The following is a 13,613-nucleotide window of genomic DNA, read 5'->3' as shown; positions in this document are numbered from 1 at the left end:
GCAAGGCTTAAGCGCAGCCTAAGACCTATGCCTGTGCCCCTGGGTGTCGCTGAACTGCAGCATCCACGCGACAGGTGATTCCGGAGCCAACGCACGCCGCGACTACAGCTTGGGCACCTCCAGCGGCTTGCGGTAAATCGTGTTGCGCTTGACCACCTGAAAGCCGCAGTCCGCATACACACGATTAGCGCCCGTCAGGTTCTCACCGTCCACCGCCAGCGCCGACTCGGCCATCCCTTCGTCGGCCAACAGGCGGAGGCTGCGGGCGATCAATGCCCTTGCAAGACCGCGTCTGCGCCACTTGCGCCCCACGCTGATGAACTCGGTGTAGCCCCGGCGCCGTGACAGATGGCGGTTCTCATCCTCGTTGATATACGTGCGGACCTGGCCTGCGACCTCATTGCCGTCCCACGCCACCTGCCAGCGCGCGGGCTGAAAAATCCGGCTCTGCAGCCAGGTGTCGTAGTCGCGTGCCAACGGTGGCGCCATCCCCCAATGGTCCTCAAACGCGGTGTGGTGCGCATCCCAGATGGCGCGGTAGTGCTCGGGCAGCACGGGCCGCAGCTCCAAGCCCGCGGGCAATGCAAAGGCAGGCGCATCGTGCAGCCGCGTGTGCAGCATTTCAAAGAAGTACCGCTTCGGCGAATAGCCTGCAGCCTGCAGCAATCTGGCCCGCGCGTCTTCGCCTTGCTGAACATAGGCATGGTGCACGTGCTGGCCGCCCGGCTGCTGCGCTGCCACGGTGTGGTGCCGCTGCTCGATCCAGCCCTGCAGCACGCGGCCAATGCCGCGTCCACGCCAACGCCCGGGCACAAAGCCGATTTGTGCGTGCAGCGTCAACCCGTCGGCCTGCGTGAACTGCCAGCACCGGCCATAAGCGACCAATTCGTCATCCAGCTCGACCATCACCGTGTCCTGGTAAGGATCGCACTGGGTGAAAGCGGCGTAGTCGCGCGCCAGATCTTCGGGTGTGCGCCGTGCGAGCACCCCATCGGCATCAAAGCTGGCGTTGGCCACCTCAGCCATGGCCGGGAAGTCCGATGGGCCACAAAACGGCCGCAGCACCAGCCCAGAAGGGGTCGATAAATTCATCATCGATTTGCCATCACTCACAAGGGCATCCTCTCCAGTTCAATCCATTTATTCATTCTTCTTCTCGCTCAAACGGCCGTGAGCAAGCCACGTTGCACCAAGCCCGCAGCCATTGTGCAAAGTGCTGCCTTAACGCCAGCCAAAGGCACCGCTTCAAACAGCGCGCAGGCGCCACAGCACCCGCCACAATCGCACCCCATGCACATTCTGCTCATCGAAGACGACCTGGACCTGGGCCGCGCGCTGCAGTCCGCGCTGAAGGTGGAGGGCCTGACCAGCGAATGGCTGCGCCGCGCGGTGGATGCCCCGGCCACTGTCGATGCCACCACCATCGACTGCGTGCTGCTGGACCTGACGCTGCCCGGCGGCAGCGGCTTCGACCTGCTGGCGCGCTGGCGGGCGCAGGGCGAGCAGGTGCCCATCATCGTGATCACCGCGCGCTCGGCCGTGGAAGACCGGCTGGCCGGGCTGGATGGCGGGGCCGATGACTTCGTGGTCAAGCCTTTTGCCACGGCCGAACTGCTCTCGCGCATCCGCGCCGTGCTGCGCCGCAGCGCCCGCCAGGCCAGCGAGCGCTGGGTGCTGGGCGAGCTGGTGATCGAGCCGCGGCGCCATGCCGTGCAGCGCGCCGGGCTCCCGCTGGAGCTGTCGCCTCGCGAGTTTCAGCTGCTGCTGGAGCTGGCGCGCGAGCCGGGCGTGGTGGTGTCCAAAAGCCTGCTCTCGCAGCGGCTGGACCCGCTGGGCGAGCCCGTGGACTTTGGCGCCATCGAAGTGCATGTGTCCAACCTGCGGCGCAAGATCGGGGCGGAGCTGATCCGCACGGTGCGCGGCGTGGGCTACTTGCTGCAGCCATGACACGCCCCTTCTCTCTTTCACGCCATCTGCAAACTACCTGGGCCAAGCTGGCCGAGCCCACGCTGGTGCGCCGCAGTGTGGTGTCGGTGCTGCTGGCCTTTGTGCTGGTGTGGGCGGTTCTGCTGGCCTACATCTTCGTCACCTACAAGCATGCGATTGCCAATGACCCAGGGCTTCAAAAGTATGGCGATGCGCTGCTCGTATCGCTACAAAACATTGCAGACCCCGGGCAAGCGGCCGCAGCTATCGCATCGACCGAAGCATGGACGTACATACGGCGCAGGCAAGGCGGTGTTTTTCCTGGCAAGACGTTGCATGCACTCAGCGATGCGGCGGGGCAGCCGGTGTATACCTCGCCTGAGCTAAAGGACCTGACATTGCCTTCCGCGCAACCCACAGCAGTCGGCGTGATCATTGAAACAAGCGCGGGCGGCAGCGTTTATCGAATCTATACGGGCCGCAACGCCCGGTGGGCCTTGCAGGTTTTCGAGCCCAAACGTACGGATTCCGCGTTTTTGGCCTACAACGGCCGATTCATCCTTCCCTATCTGCTACTGGCCATGCCGTTCGTACTGCTTCCCGTCTGGCTCTCGGTGCGCAACGGCCTGCGCCCCTTGCAGCGACTAGCACGCCTGATTGCCCAGCGCGGCAAGGACGACCTGCAGCCTGTGGGCTTCAACGCCCGCCACCGCGAACTCAAGCCCCTGGAGCAGTCACTGGACCACCTCTTCACCCAGCTGCGGCAAAAGGTCGAGCGCGAGCGCGCCTTTGTGCAGGACGCTGCGCACGAGATCCGCACGCCGCTGGCGGTGATCACCGCCCAGGCCCACGTGATGGCCCGCTCGCCCAGCGAAGAGGAACGCACGCAGGCCCAGGCCCACTTGGAGCAGGCCATCGCCCGCACCTCGCACCTGGCGCAGCAACTGCTGGACCTGGCCGCGCTGGACGACGCGCAGCGACCCGCCCCGCGCGACCTGGATGTGGCGCAGTGGCTGCGCGGCGCGCTGGCGCAGGCCGTGCCTGATGCGATGTCACGGCACATCGAGCTGTCGTTGGATGCGCCCGACACCTTGCCCGCCCGGCTGGACCAGCCTGCGTTCGAATCCATCGCCCACAACCTCATCGACAACGCGCTGCGCTACACGCCCAACGGCGGCAACGTGGAGGTGGCACTGCGGCGCGAGGGCGTGGCGCTGCACCTGTCGGTGCAGGACGACGGACCGGGCATCCCGGCCACCGAACAGCAGCAGGTGTTCGAGCGCTTCTACCGGGGCACGGGCCACGCCTCCAACGGCTCGGGCCTGGGGCTGGCCATCGTGCGGCAGGCGGTGCTGCGCATGGGCGGGCAGGTGCAGATCGGTGCGGGCCTAAACGGCCGGGGCGTGGGTTTTTTCGTTAGCATTCCGCTCCCCCACAGCGCCTGATGGCTCCGCCGCAGGCCCACCCCCCGTCCTGCATGACCGACGCCACCACCACCGCCGATTCCGCCCACCCTTGCCTGAGCTGCGGCGCCTGCTGCGCCAGCTTTCGCGTGGACTTTGCCATGTACGAGATGCAGGCAATGGGCGGCACCGTGCCCGACGGTCTGGCCCTGGATGTGAACGGCAGCACCTGCCGCATGCGGGGCACGGAGCAGGTGCCCATCCGCTGCGCCGCGCTGACCGGCCAGGTGGGCCAGCAGGTGGCGTGCAGCATCTACGAACTGCGCCCGGCACCCTGCCGCGAGTTCTCGGCGGGCGACTACGCCTGCCACAAGGCGCGTGCGCGGCACGGGCTGGCGCCGTTCGCGGAAGACGCCATCTTGTGAGGTGACACGCTCCAGCAGCCGGGCTACTGCCGCATCAAAATAGTTTAGGCCTCAACAAAAATCGACCAGGTGTTGGAAATAACCGACACCACGGGTTTTTCGGGACATGCAAACTTTGTCCCATGTCAACGCCCTCCTCACCCACCGCCCGCCGGCTCTGGGACATCTCGCCGCCCGTGCATGCGGGCAGCCCCGTGTTCCCCGGCGACACGGCCTACAGCCAGCAGTGGTGCGCCACCATCGGCCCCGGCTGCCCGGTCAACGTGAGCGCGATCACCATGTCGCCCCATGTGGGCGCGCACGCCGATGCACCGCTGCACTATGACGCACAGGGCGCCACCATAGGCGACCTGTCGCTCGACGCTTTTCTGGGCCCCTGCCGCGTGATCCACGCCATCGGCTGCGGCCCGCTCGTCACCTGGGAGCACATTGCCCACGCGGTGAACGGCACCCTGCCGCAGCGCGTGCTGGTGCGTACCTATGAACACATGCCTGTAGACCGCTGGGACGGCCAGCTGGCCGCCTATGCGCCCGGCACCATCGAACGCCTGGCCGACCTGGGCGTGCTGCTGGTGGGCATCGACACCGCCAGCATCGACCCGGCCGACAGCAAGACACTGGAGAGCCACCAGGTCATCCGCCGCCGGGGCCTGCGCGTGCTCGAAAACCTGGTCCTCGACGCCGTGCCCGAGGGCGACTACGAACTCATCGCCCTGCCGCTCAAGCTGACCACAGCCGACGCATCGCCCGTGCGCGCCGTGCTGAGGGCGCTGTAGCCCAAAAATTTCAAGCTTTTTTGGCCTCTACCGCTCGTCCATCAAGCGCCAGTAGCTATCAAAACAGAAGCAAACCACTCTGAACACCATGACCACTACCTTGCAAGACTGCCGCGCGCTCGACGCGCAAGACCCCCTCGCGCCGCTGCGCAGCCACTTCGCCCTGCCCCCGGGCGTGATCTACCTGGACGGCAATTCGCTGGGCGTGGCCCCCAAGGCCGCCGCCGCGCGCGTGGCCGATGTGGTCACCCGCGAATGGGGCACCGACCTCATCAAATCGTGGAACACCGCAAGCTGGTTCGACCTGCCCCAGCGCCTGGGCAACCAGCTGGCCCCGCTGATCGGAGCAGGCCAGGACGAAGTGGTGTGCACCGACAGCACGTCCATCAACCTCTACAAGGTGCTGAGCGCGGCGCTCAACATCGCGCGCGAAGACAGCCCCGCGCGCAATCGCATCGTGAGCGAGCGCAGCAACTTCCCCACCGACCTCTACATCGCCGAAGGCCTGTGCAAGGAGCGCGGCCTGGAGCTGGTGCTGGTAGAGCCCGAAGAGATCACCGCAGCACTGACCAGCGACGTGGCCGTGCTGATGCTCACGCACGTGAACTACCGCACCGGCGCCATGCACGACATGGCCGCCATCACCGCCGCCGCGCACGCCCAGGGCATCTTGTGCGTGTGGGACCTGGCGCACAGCGCGGGCGCGGTGCCGGTGGACTTGAACGGCGCAGGCGCAGATTTCTCGATTGGCTGCGGCTACAAGTACCTCAACGGCGGCCCCGGCGCCCCGGCCTTTGTGTGGGTGCACCCGCGCCACGCCAACCGGTTCTGGCAACCGCTGTCTGGCTGGTGGGGCCACGCCGCACCCTTTGCGTTTACGCCGGATTACAAGCCTGCCCCGGGCATCACGCGCTACCTGTGTGGAACGCAGCCCATCATCAGCCTGTCGGCTTTGCAATGCGGGCTGGACGTGTTCACCGCCGCAGAAAACCTGGGCGGCATGGCCGCGCTGCGCACCAAGTCGCTGGCGCTCGCCGACCTGTTCATCAAACTCGTGGAAGAGCGCTGCGCAGGCTACGGCCTGGGCCTGGCCACACCGCGTGAACATGCACAGCGTGGCTCGCAGGTCTGTTTGACGCGTGATGAAGGTGCTGGCGTCAACGGCCAGGGCAGCGGCGCGTACGCCATCGTGCAAGCGCTGATCGCGCGCGGTGTGATTGGCGACTTCCGCAAAGGCGATGGCGGCAAGGGTCCGCACAAGGACATCCTGCGCTTTGGCTTCACGCCGCTGTACATCGGTTTCGAAGACGTATGGAACGCGGTGGAGCATCTGCGCCAAGTGCTGGAGAGCGGCGATTGGCAAAAGCCCGAGTTCAACCAGACCCACGCGGTGACCTGATCATGTGCCCCTTCTCCCAAACTCCCGCGGGTGATGAAAAGGCCGCGGCCCTGCCCGAATCCATCGTGCACGAAGAGCGCGCCCAGCTCGACTTCAGCAAAAGCATGAGCTACGGCGACTACCTGCAGCTCGACGCCATCCTCACCGCGCAAAAACCGCTGTCGCCCGCGCACGACGAGATGCTGTTCATCGTGCAGCACCAGACCAGCGAGCTGTGGATGAAGCTCATGCTGCACGAGCTGCGCGCCGCCATTGCGCACATCGCCAACGATGAGCTGCAGATGGCGTTCAAGATGCTGGCGCGCGTCTCCAAGATCATGGAACAGCTGGTGCACGCGTGGGACGTGCTGGCCACCATGACGCCGCCCGAATACACCGCCATGCGCCCGTACCTGGGCCAGTCCAGCGGCTTCCAAAGCTACCAATACCGCAGCATTGAATTCGCTCTGGGCAACAAGAACCGAGCCATGCTCAAGCCCCACGAGCACCGTGCCGACCTGCTGGCCCAGGTGCAGGCCGCTTACGAGGCACCGTCGCTGTACGACGAAGCCCTGCGCCTGCTGGCGCGCCGCGGCATCCCCGTGCCCGCCAGCCATACCGACCGCGACTGGACGCTGCCCTACGCCGAAAGCGATGCGGTGGAACAAGCGTGGCTGGTGGTGTACCGCAACCCCAAGGAGCACTGGGACCTGTACCAACTGGGGGAAGAACTGACCGACCTGGAAGACGCCTTCCGCCTCTGGCGATTCCGCCATGTGACCACGGTGGAGCGCGTCATCGGATTCAAACGCGGCACCGGCGGCACGGGCGGCGTGAGCTACTTGCGCAAGATGCTGGACGTGGTGCTGTTCCCCGAAATCTGGAAGCTGCGCACGGACCTCTAACCTGGGCGCGACAAGCCCTCAACCCGCCGCCTTCAGTGCGGCCTGCAGAAACCGCAAGAACCGCGCGTCATTGGCATAAGCCACGTTCACGCGCATGGCCTGCAAAGGCTGCTGCAGGCCCTGCCGCTGTGGAAAGAACACGGCGCCCGGCGCCAGAAAAATGCCCCGCTCTGCCGCACTGCGGGCCAGGCCCAGTTCGGTGATGCCATGCGGTAACTCCACCCACAGGTAATACCCGCCCGGCGGGCTGGGGCGCACGGTGAGGCCCAGGCGTGCCAATGCTTTTTGCGCAGGGCCCAACGCACCGTCCAGCCGGGCCTTGAGACGGCTCAGATGGCGCCGGTACTGGCCCGCAGAGATCAGCTGGTGCACCACGCGCTCGACAAAATCGGACGTGGACACCACCGTCACCATCTTGAGGTCACACAGCGCATTGATGCGGTGCGCCGCCCCAGCGATGTAGCCCACGCGCAGACCGGCCGACAGCGTTTTGGAAAAGCTGCTCACGTAGATCACGCGCTCCAACTGGTCCAGCGCTGCCAGGCGCGGGGCGTTGGGCGGCTGCAGGTCGGCAAATGGGTCATCCTCCACCACCAGAAACCCGTGGGCCGCAGCCATCTGCAACAGGCGGTGGGCCTTGGGCAGGCTGATCGACCCGCCTGTGGGGTTGTGCGCCAGCGACTGCGTGAAGAACACCTTGGGCCGGTGCTTTTCCAGCAGCGCCTGCAGCGCATCCAGGTCGGGGCCATCGGCCAGCCGGGGCACGCCCAGCATCTCCACCTTGGCGAGCTTGAGCTTGCCAAACAGCGGGTAGTAGCCGGGCGAATCCACCAGCACCTCATCGCCCGCATCCAGCAGGTGCCGCACGATGAGGTCCAGCGCGTGGTTGGCGCCCTGGGTCAGCAAAACCTGGCGCGGATTGACCGGGATGGTGCGCTCGCCCAGCATGCGTGCAATGGTCTCGCGCAGTGGCAGGTAGCCCCAGGGTGTGCCGTAACCATGCTCAATGTCCGTCAACCCTTGCGAGCGCGCGCGGCGCAGCGAGCTGCCCAGCTCGGACCCCTCCATCCACGACGCGGGCGGGCGGCCATCGCCCACGCGCACCTCGTAGTGCTGCTCCAGTTGCTCACGCAGCAGCGACACCACGTCCACCGCTTCGGTCACGTGTGGCGCGGGGGCCTGGGCATGCACGCCGCTGCTGGGCTTGCGCACGTAATAGCCCGAGCCGGGCCGCGCTTCCACATAGCCGCGCGCGGCCAGGCGGTTGTACGCCTCCACCACCGTGTTGCGGCCCACACCGTCCTTGGCGGCTGCATCGCGGATGGACCGCAGGCGGGTGCCGGGTAGCACGCTGCCTTGTTCGATGGACTGCGCAATGCGGCGCGCCAGTGCTTCGACCTTGCTGTCGGGCGATGCGTCTTCTTCGGGGTGAGGCATGGGGTCTGTCTCCTTATCTGTACCCATGTATTGATGGGTACAGTTTTCTGATCTGTGCCCAAACTGTATCCAACCACCGGCTGCATTGTCCATATACTTTTCGAACTCGCCCGCAGCCCAGACTGCGCATTGGGCCGAGGCAGCAACCCCACGGCGATGGGGCACACATTCCAAACCAACCGGAGACAAGACATGGCAGACAAAGCCGTCCAACGACGCAACATCCTCAAATCCACCCTGGCTGCAGCCGCTGCCGTGGGCGCAGCGGCGCCCCTGGCCAGCCACGCGCAGGCCACCGTCACCTGGCGCATGCAGGCGCTGTGGGACGGCGGCACCACGCCGCAAAAGTTTGAAGAGCGTTTTGTGGCCCGCGTGGCAGAGCTGACCGGCGGCCGCTTCAAGATCAACCTGTTTGCCGCTGGCCAGATCGTGCCCGCCGCGCAAGCGTTTGATGCCGTGCGCGGCGGCGCGTTTGAGCTGATGAAAACCTTCGACGGCTACGAGGCCGGCAAGATTCCTGCGTTTGCCTTCACCAGCACCATTCCGTTCGGCTTTGCCGAGAGTGACGAATACGAAGCCTGGTTCTACGAGCGCGGCGGGCTGGACCTGGTGCGACAGGCGTACGCGCCCGCAGGCCTGCACTACATCGCGCCCACGGTGTACGGCCAGGAGCCGCTGCACTCCAAGGTGCCAATCCGCAAGATCGCCGACCTCACGGGCAAGAAGGGTCGCTTTGTGGGCCTGGCATCGGCCGTGATGGGCGCCATGGGCGTGTCGGTGACGCCGCTGCCCACGGGTGAGGTGTACTCCGCCCTGGACAAGGGCGTGATCGACATGGCCGACCGGGGCGACCTGACGGCGAACTTTGAAGCGGGCCTGGCCGAGGTGGCCAAGTTTGTAGTGGTGCCGGGCTTTCACCAGCCCACCACCGCCACCAGCTACGTGGCCAACCGTGCAGCACACGACAAGCTGCCCGCCGAGTTCAAGGCCGCGCTGGCCGTGGCCGCGCGCGAGATTTCGGCGGCGCTGCGCCAACACATTCTGGTGAGCGATGCCACCGTGCTGGCCAAGTACCAGGCCAAGGGCTGCGAGATCATCCGCTTCAGCGCCGCCGACATCGCCGCTGCACGGCCCAAGGCCATGGCCGCATGGCGCACCGCCACGAAGGGTGACGCGCTCGCCACCAAGATCCTGGACAGCCAGGTGGCCTTCATGAAAGAACTGGGCCTGCTGGCCTGATCACACGCGGCGGACCTTGCACTGGCGACCTTTGTGCGCGCCAGTGCGCATGGGCTCGCCCCCACTGTTCTGAGGAGTCACCCCATGCCGTCATGGCTCTCTGTCTCCACATCGGCCATCACCACACTCAACCGCTGGATCTTCCAGGCCACGGTGTGGTTGATGGCCATCGTGGTCCCCGTCATGCTTTATGAAGTCATTGCACGCTATGTGTTCAATGCGCCCACGGTGTGGGGCATGGAGCTGGCCGTGCTGCTGTTCGGCCCCTACTTTCTGCTGGGCGGTCCGTACCTGCTGCACCTCAAGGGCCATGTGGCGCTCGACGTGGCGCGCCAGCGCCTGAGCCCTGCCTGGCAGCGGCGGCTGGACCTGGTGAACTTTCCCATCATCGTGCTGTTCTGCGGCATTCTGCTGTACTTCAGCCTGCCTGCGGCCTACAGCGCGTTTACGTATCGCGAGACCAGCTTTTCCGCCTGGAACCCGCCGATCTGGCCCGTGAAGGCCGCCGTGCCGCTGGCATTGGCGCTGATGCTGCTGCAAGCTGTGGTGGAGTTTTTTCGCACGCTGTTCGACGAAGCCACCGTTGACGTTTCGCCCGCGGAGGCCCACCCATGACCTCCAACATGATTCTGGTGCTGATGTTCGGCAGCCTCACGCTGTTCATGCTCACCGGCCTGCCCATCGCCTTCGTGCTGGGCGGCTTGTCGCTGCTGTTCACCGTCACGCTGTGGGAGCCCAACGCGGTCATCGTGCTGGTGCTGCAGATCTTCGACACCATGAAGTCCGAGGCGCTGCTCGCGATTCCGCTGTTCATCCTGATGGCCTGCATCCTGCAGCGCTCAGGCGTCATCGAAGACCTGTACCGCGCGATGGAGCTGTGGTTTGGGCGCCTCAAAGGCGGCCTCGCCATCGGCACCGTCATCATCTGCGTGGTGATGGCAGCCATGACCGGCGTCGTGGGTGCCGCCGTGACGGCCATGGGCATTCTGGCGCTGCCCGAGATGCTGCGGCGCGGCTACAAGCCCGAGCTGGCGCTGGGCACCATTTGCGCGTCGGGCACGCTGGGCATCCTGATCCCGCCGTCGGTGCTGACCATCGTGTACGCCGTCACGGCCCAGATCTCCATTGGCCAAATGCTGATTGCAGGCATCGTTCCGGGCCTCATCCTGGCCGCGCTGTACATCGCCTACATCATCGTGGTGGGCTGGGTGAAGCCCGAGTGGGTGCCCCTGGACCCCAGCACCCGCAAGGCACCGCTGCGCGAAAAGCTGGTGGCATTGAAGGCCCTGGTGATACCCGCCATGCTGATCGTGATGATCCTGGGCTCGATCTTCTTCGGCATCGCGACACCGACCGAGTCTGCTGCGGTAGGCGTGGCCGGAGCGCTGCTGCCCAGCCTTATCAAGCGCCGGTGGGAGCGCGGCATGCTGCGCGGCGCTGCAACCGACGCACTCAAGGCCACGGCGATGATCCTGTGGATCACTCTCGGAGCCAAGGCCTATGTGGCCATCTTCACCGGCCTGGGCGGGGCGGACACTTTGCTGCAGTTCATCCAGGGGCTGGACGTGAACCGCTGGCTCATCCTGGCGGCCATGATGCTGTTGCTGGTGTTCCTGGGCACGGTGCTGGACGAGCTGGGAATCATCCTGCTCACGGTGCCGGTGTTCCTGCCCATCGTGCGGCTGCTGGGCTTTGACGAGCTGTGGTTTGGCGTGCTGTACGCCATCACCATCCAGATGGGCTACATCAGCCCGCCGTTCGGCTACACGCTGTTCTACATCAAGGGGACGCTGCCCAGCCACATCGGCATGAACGCCGTGTACTGGGGCATCTTGCCGTTCTTCGGGCTGCAGTTCGTCGGCCTGCTCATCTGCGCGGCCTTCCCCGATCTGGTCACCTACCTGCCCCGGCTGATGGCGTCGCGCTGAGCCGCTTGTTCACCCATTTATCCCAAACACGTCCATGACTTCCACCGCACACCCCAGCAGCCGCATTGGCGGCTTTCACAAGCTCGCCATCCCCGCACGCATCGACGCCGTGGCCCAGTTTGCGGGCCTTGGCGACGACGACAAGGCCCACCTGCTGAACACCGGCAACCTGCCTGCCGAGCTGGCCGACCACCTCATCGAGAACGTGATCGGCACGATGAACATCCCCGTGGGCATTGCCACCAACATGAAGATCGACGGCCGAGACCGACTGATCCCCATGGCCACCGAAGAATCGTCGGTGGTGGCCGCGGTGTGCAACGCGGCACGGCAGTGCTACGACCACGGCGGCTTCGCCACCTCGATGTCGGGTACCGAGATGATTGCGCAGATCCAGCTCACGCAGGTGTCTGATCCGCAGCACGCGCGCATCCGCATCCTGGAGCACAAGGAAGACATCCGCACGCTGTGCGATGCCTGCGACCCCATCCTCGCCAAGCTGGGCGGCGGCTTCCGGGACCTGGAGGTGCGGGTGATCGACACACGCGGCGGCACCATGGTGATCACCCACCTCATCGTGGACACGCGCGACGCCATGGGCGCCAATGCCGTCAACACCATGGCCGAAAAGATTGCACCGCAGATTGCGGCATGGACGGGCGGGCAGACCAACCTGCGCATCCTGTCGAACCTGGCCGACCGGCGCCTGGCGCGTGCGCGCTGCGTGTGGCGCACGGCCGACATCGGCGGCGAGGCGGTGCGCGACGGCATGCTGGCGGCCTACCACTTTGCGGCGGCCGACCCGTACCGCGCCGCCACGCACAACAAGGGCATCATGAACGGCGTGAGCGCCGTGGTGCTGGCCACCGGCAATGACACGCGCGCGGTAGAAGCCGGTGCCCACGCCTACGCCGCACGCGGCGGCCACTACACCAGCCTGACAACGTGGGAGGTGACCAACGACGGCGACCTGGCAGGCTCCATCGAGCTGCCCATGGCCGTGGGCCTGGTGGGCGGTGCCACCAAGCTGCACCCCACGGCCAAGACCGCGCTCAAGATACTGGGCGTCACATCAGCCCGCGAGCTGGCCCAGATCATTGCGGCCGTGGGCCTGGCGCAAAACTTCTCGGCCATGAAGGCGCTGGCCACCACCGGCATCCAGAAGGGGCACATGGCCCTGCACGCGCAGAACATCGCGATGATGGCGGGCGCCGTGGGCGACGAGATCGACCGCGTTGCGCAGGTGCTGGTGGCGCAGGGCACGGTGCGCATCGACGTTGCGGAGGCCGAGTTGCAGCGGCTGCGCAGTAGTGCATGAATTCGTTCACAGCGGCAGCGTGAGAGTGCCGACCCGCACCACCCAACCACCTGGAAAAGCGACCTAGAAATTACCCACAAAAAAAGCCACCAGCGCCTTGTTCATAGGCGCTGGCAGCTATTGTTTTTGAAGAATGCCGCAACCCGAAACTACCGGGCGCGGGGGTGGCCTGCTCTGCAGCCCGCCTATTGCACGCCCGCCACCATCATGGGGCGGTTGCTGCGGCACCAGATCGGTGCCAGATGGCCAATCTGGATGGTCAGCTCATTGCCCTTGCCGAGCACGGTGGTGGGGCCGTTGCTGAAGGCGTAGCCGGTTTCCGTGGCCTGTTTGGGCAGTTCCACCGTCCAGCCGCTGCGCCGCAACACGCTGCGGCCTTGCTCGGGGTAGAACTGCATCTCCACCTTTTCGCCATTGCCGCAGGCGAACTGCATGCTGCCGCGGTCCGTTGGCTCGCTAAAGGCCTGCATCACGGGTGGCTGGCTCGCGCATCCCGACATCAACAGCGTTGCCAGCGCACCTGAACACAGCGAAACCATCTTCTTCATCAGTCACTCCTGAGTAGCGATGTGCATTGCGGCACACACTCCAACCTGCAAACTGCTTGTGGCCACCGACCACCGGGGTCACTGGGGGCTTCCAAGCACAAACCTTGCCACCACTCCGCTGCAGGCGAGAAGCCGAAACCGAGGAACGGTTTCAGCCGCCATCCACACCCAGCGCAGGGCATGCCCATGAGAGTGCCGCAGGGTCCGCGCCCCGTCGATTGGGGTGATCCCCACATCGAGAGCCTTCTCTAAAGTCTGACTTCGCTCCGTGGCGCCCTGATGACGGGCCAGACAGCCCCGTCCAACACGGCATTGCAGGCACGTATGGTT

At 65.6% G+C, this 13,613-nt stretch carries 13 protein-coding genes; 10 read left to right on the top strand and 3 right to left on the bottom strand.

Features of this window, described 5'->3' with window-relative positions; all coding sequences use genetic code 11:
• Positions 1–102: 102 nt before the first annotated feature.
• Complete coding sequence (locus tag EXV95_RS23570) at positions 103–1,092, bottom strand: GNAT family N-acetyltransferase (RefSeq protein WP_176888723.1); 990 nt, start codon at positions 1,090–1,092, stop codon at positions 103–105.
• Between the two features lie 198 nt (positions 1,093–1,290).
• Between EXV95_RS23570 and EXV95_RS23565 the strand changes: the two genes are divergently transcribed.
• The 6 genes from EXV95_RS23565 to kynA all read left to right on the top strand — a co-directional run bounded on the left by EXV95_RS23565 (position 1,291) and on the right by kynA (position 6,813).
• Entirely contained in the window at positions 1,291–1,947 is a 657-nt protein-coding gene (locus EXV95_RS23565) for a response regulator transcription factor (protein ID WP_176888722.1), read from the top strand.
• Entirely contained in the window at positions 1,944–3,371 is a 1,428-nt protein-coding gene (locus tag EXV95_RS23560) for a HAMP domain-containing sensor histidine kinase (protein WP_176888721.1), read from the top strand. The genes EXV95_RS23565 and EXV95_RS23560 overlap by 4 nt, the downstream gene beginning before the upstream one ends.
• A 32-nt stretch (positions 3,372–3,403) precedes the next feature.
• Positions 3,404–3,754, top strand: coding sequence for a YkgJ family cysteine cluster protein (locus EXV95_RS23555; RefSeq protein WP_176888720.1), 351 nt, complete (start codon positions 3,404–3,406; stop codon positions 3,752–3,754).
• A 122-nt stretch (positions 3,755–3,876) separates the two neighbouring features.
• Positions 3,877–4,530 carry an arylformamidase gene (kynB, locus tag EXV95_RS23550; protein WP_176888719.1) on the top strand — a complete coding sequence of 218 codons (654 nt, stop codon included), beginning with the start codon at positions 3,877–3,879 and terminating at the stop codon, positions 4,528–4,530.
• Between the two features lie 88 nt (positions 4,531–4,618).
• Positions 4,619–5,929: a kynureninase gene (kynU, locus tag EXV95_RS23545; RefSeq protein WP_176888718.1), complete on the top strand. Its 1,311-nt coding sequence runs from the start codon at positions 4,619–4,621 to the stop codon at positions 5,927–5,929.
• A 2-nt stretch (positions 5,930–5,931) separates the two neighbouring features.
• Positions 5,932–6,813 (top strand): tryptophan 2,3-dioxygenase, encoded by an 882-nt coding sequence (gene kynA / locus EXV95_RS23540; protein WP_176888717.1) that lies wholly within the window; start codon positions 5,932–5,934, stop codon positions 6,811–6,813.
• 18 nt (positions 6,814–6,831) lie between these two features.
• Here kynA and EXV95_RS23535 read toward each other — a convergent pair whose 3' ends face one another.
• Entirely contained in the window at positions 6,832–8,250 is a 1,419-nt protein-coding gene (locus EXV95_RS23535) for a PLP-dependent aminotransferase family protein (protein ID WP_176888716.1), read from the bottom strand.
• A gap of 192 nt (positions 8,251–8,442) precedes the next feature.
• Here EXV95_RS23535 and dctP point away from each other — a divergent pair, with 192 nt between their 5' ends.
• From dctP to EXV95_RS23515, 4 genes are all read left to right on the top strand, one after another.
• Complete coding sequence (dctP, locus tag EXV95_RS23530) at positions 8,443–9,489, top strand: TRAP transporter substrate-binding protein DctP (protein WP_176888715.1); 1,047 nt, start codon at positions 8,443–8,445, stop codon at positions 9,487–9,489.
• A gap of 84 nt (positions 9,490–9,573) precedes the next feature.
• Positions 9,574–10,104 carry a TRAP transporter small permease subunit gene (locus EXV95_RS23525; protein WP_176888714.1) on the top strand — a complete coding sequence of 177 codons (531 nt, stop codon included), beginning with the start codon at positions 9,574–9,576 and terminating at the stop codon, positions 10,102–10,104.
• On the top strand, positions 10,101–11,417 hold the full coding sequence (locus EXV95_RS23520; RefSeq protein WP_055394417.1) for a TRAP transporter large permease subunit: 1,317 nt from the start codon (positions 10,101–10,103) through the stop codon (positions 11,415–11,417). Before EXV95_RS23525 ends, EXV95_RS23520 begins: the two co-directional genes overlap by 4 nt.
• Positions 11,418–11,451: 34 nt before the next feature.
• Positions 11,452–12,735, top strand: a complete 1,284-nt coding sequence (locus EXV95_RS23515; protein ID WP_176888713.1) for a hydroxymethylglutaryl-CoA reductase, degradative — start codon at positions 11,452–11,454, stop codon at positions 12,733–12,735.
• 185 nt (positions 12,736–12,920) lie between these two features.
• On the opposite strand, the gene EXV95_RS23510 is transcribed toward EXV95_RS23515, so the two are convergent.
• Positions 12,921–13,283: an MliC family protein gene (locus EXV95_RS23510; RefSeq protein WP_055394413.1), complete on the bottom strand. Its 363-nt coding sequence runs from the start codon at positions 13,281–13,283 to the stop codon at positions 12,921–12,923.
• Positions 13,284–13,613: the final 330 nt, after the last annotated feature.

Origin of the sequence: Acidovorax sp. JMULE5 (assembly GCF_013376875.1) — a bacterium.
Taxonomy (GTDB): domain Bacteria; phylum Pseudomonadota; class Gammaproteobacteria; order Burkholderiales; family Burkholderiaceae_C; genus Acidovorax; species Acidovorax facilis.
The sequence above is the reverse complement of the archived record's forward strand: the minus strand, read 5'-3'. Positions and strand labels throughout refer to the sequence as shown.

What these genes read in the sequence shown, in the direction of transcription:
- EXV95_RS23570 (WP_176888723.1), bottom strand. Translation starts at nt 1,092, where the DNA reads ATGAATTTATCGACCCCTTCTGGGCTGGTGCTGCGGCCGTTTTGTGGC.
- EXV95_RS23565 (WP_176888722.1), top strand. Translation starts at nt 1,291, where the DNA reads ATGCACATTCTGCTCATCGAAGACGACCTGGACCTGGGCCGCGCGCTG.
- EXV95_RS23560 (WP_176888721.1), top strand. Translation starts at nt 1,944, where the DNA reads ATGACACGCCCCTTCTCTCTTTCACGCCATCTGCAAACTACCTGGGCC.
- EXV95_RS23555 (WP_176888720.1), top strand. Translation starts at nt 3,404, where the DNA reads ATGACCGACGCCACCACCACCGCCGATTCCGCCCACCCTTGCCTGAGC.
- kynB (WP_176888719.1), top strand. Translation starts at nt 3,877, where the DNA reads ATGTCAACGCCCTCCTCACCCACCGCCCGCCGGCTCTGGGACATCTCG.
- kynU (WP_176888718.1), top strand. Translation starts at nt 4,619, where the DNA reads ATGACCACTACCTTGCAAGACTGCCGCGCGCTCGACGCGCAAGACCCC.
- kynA (WP_176888717.1), top strand. Translation starts at nt 5,932, where the DNA reads ATGTGCCCCTTCTCCCAAACTCCCGCGGGTGATGAAAAGGCCGCGGCC.
- EXV95_RS23535 (WP_176888716.1), bottom strand. Translation starts at nt 8,250, where the DNA reads ATGCCTCACCCCGAAGAAGACGCATCGCCCGACAGCAAGGTCGAAGCA.
- dctP (WP_176888715.1), top strand. Translation starts at nt 8,443, where the DNA reads ATGGCAGACAAAGCCGTCCAACGACGCAACATCCTCAAATCCACCCTG.
- EXV95_RS23525 (WP_176888714.1), top strand. Translation starts at nt 9,574, where the DNA reads ATGCCGTCATGGCTCTCTGTCTCCACATCGGCCATCACCACACTCAAC.
- EXV95_RS23520 (WP_055394417.1), top strand. Translation starts at nt 10,101, where the DNA reads ATGACCTCCAACATGATTCTGGTGCTGATGTTCGGCAGCCTCACGCTG.
- EXV95_RS23515 (WP_176888713.1), top strand. Translation starts at nt 11,452, where the DNA reads ATGACTTCCACCGCACACCCCAGCAGCCGCATTGGCGGCTTTCACAAG.
- EXV95_RS23510 (WP_055394413.1), bottom strand. Translation starts at nt 13,283, where the DNA reads ATGAAGAAGATGGTTTCGCTGTGTTCAGGTGCGCTGGCAACGCTGTTG.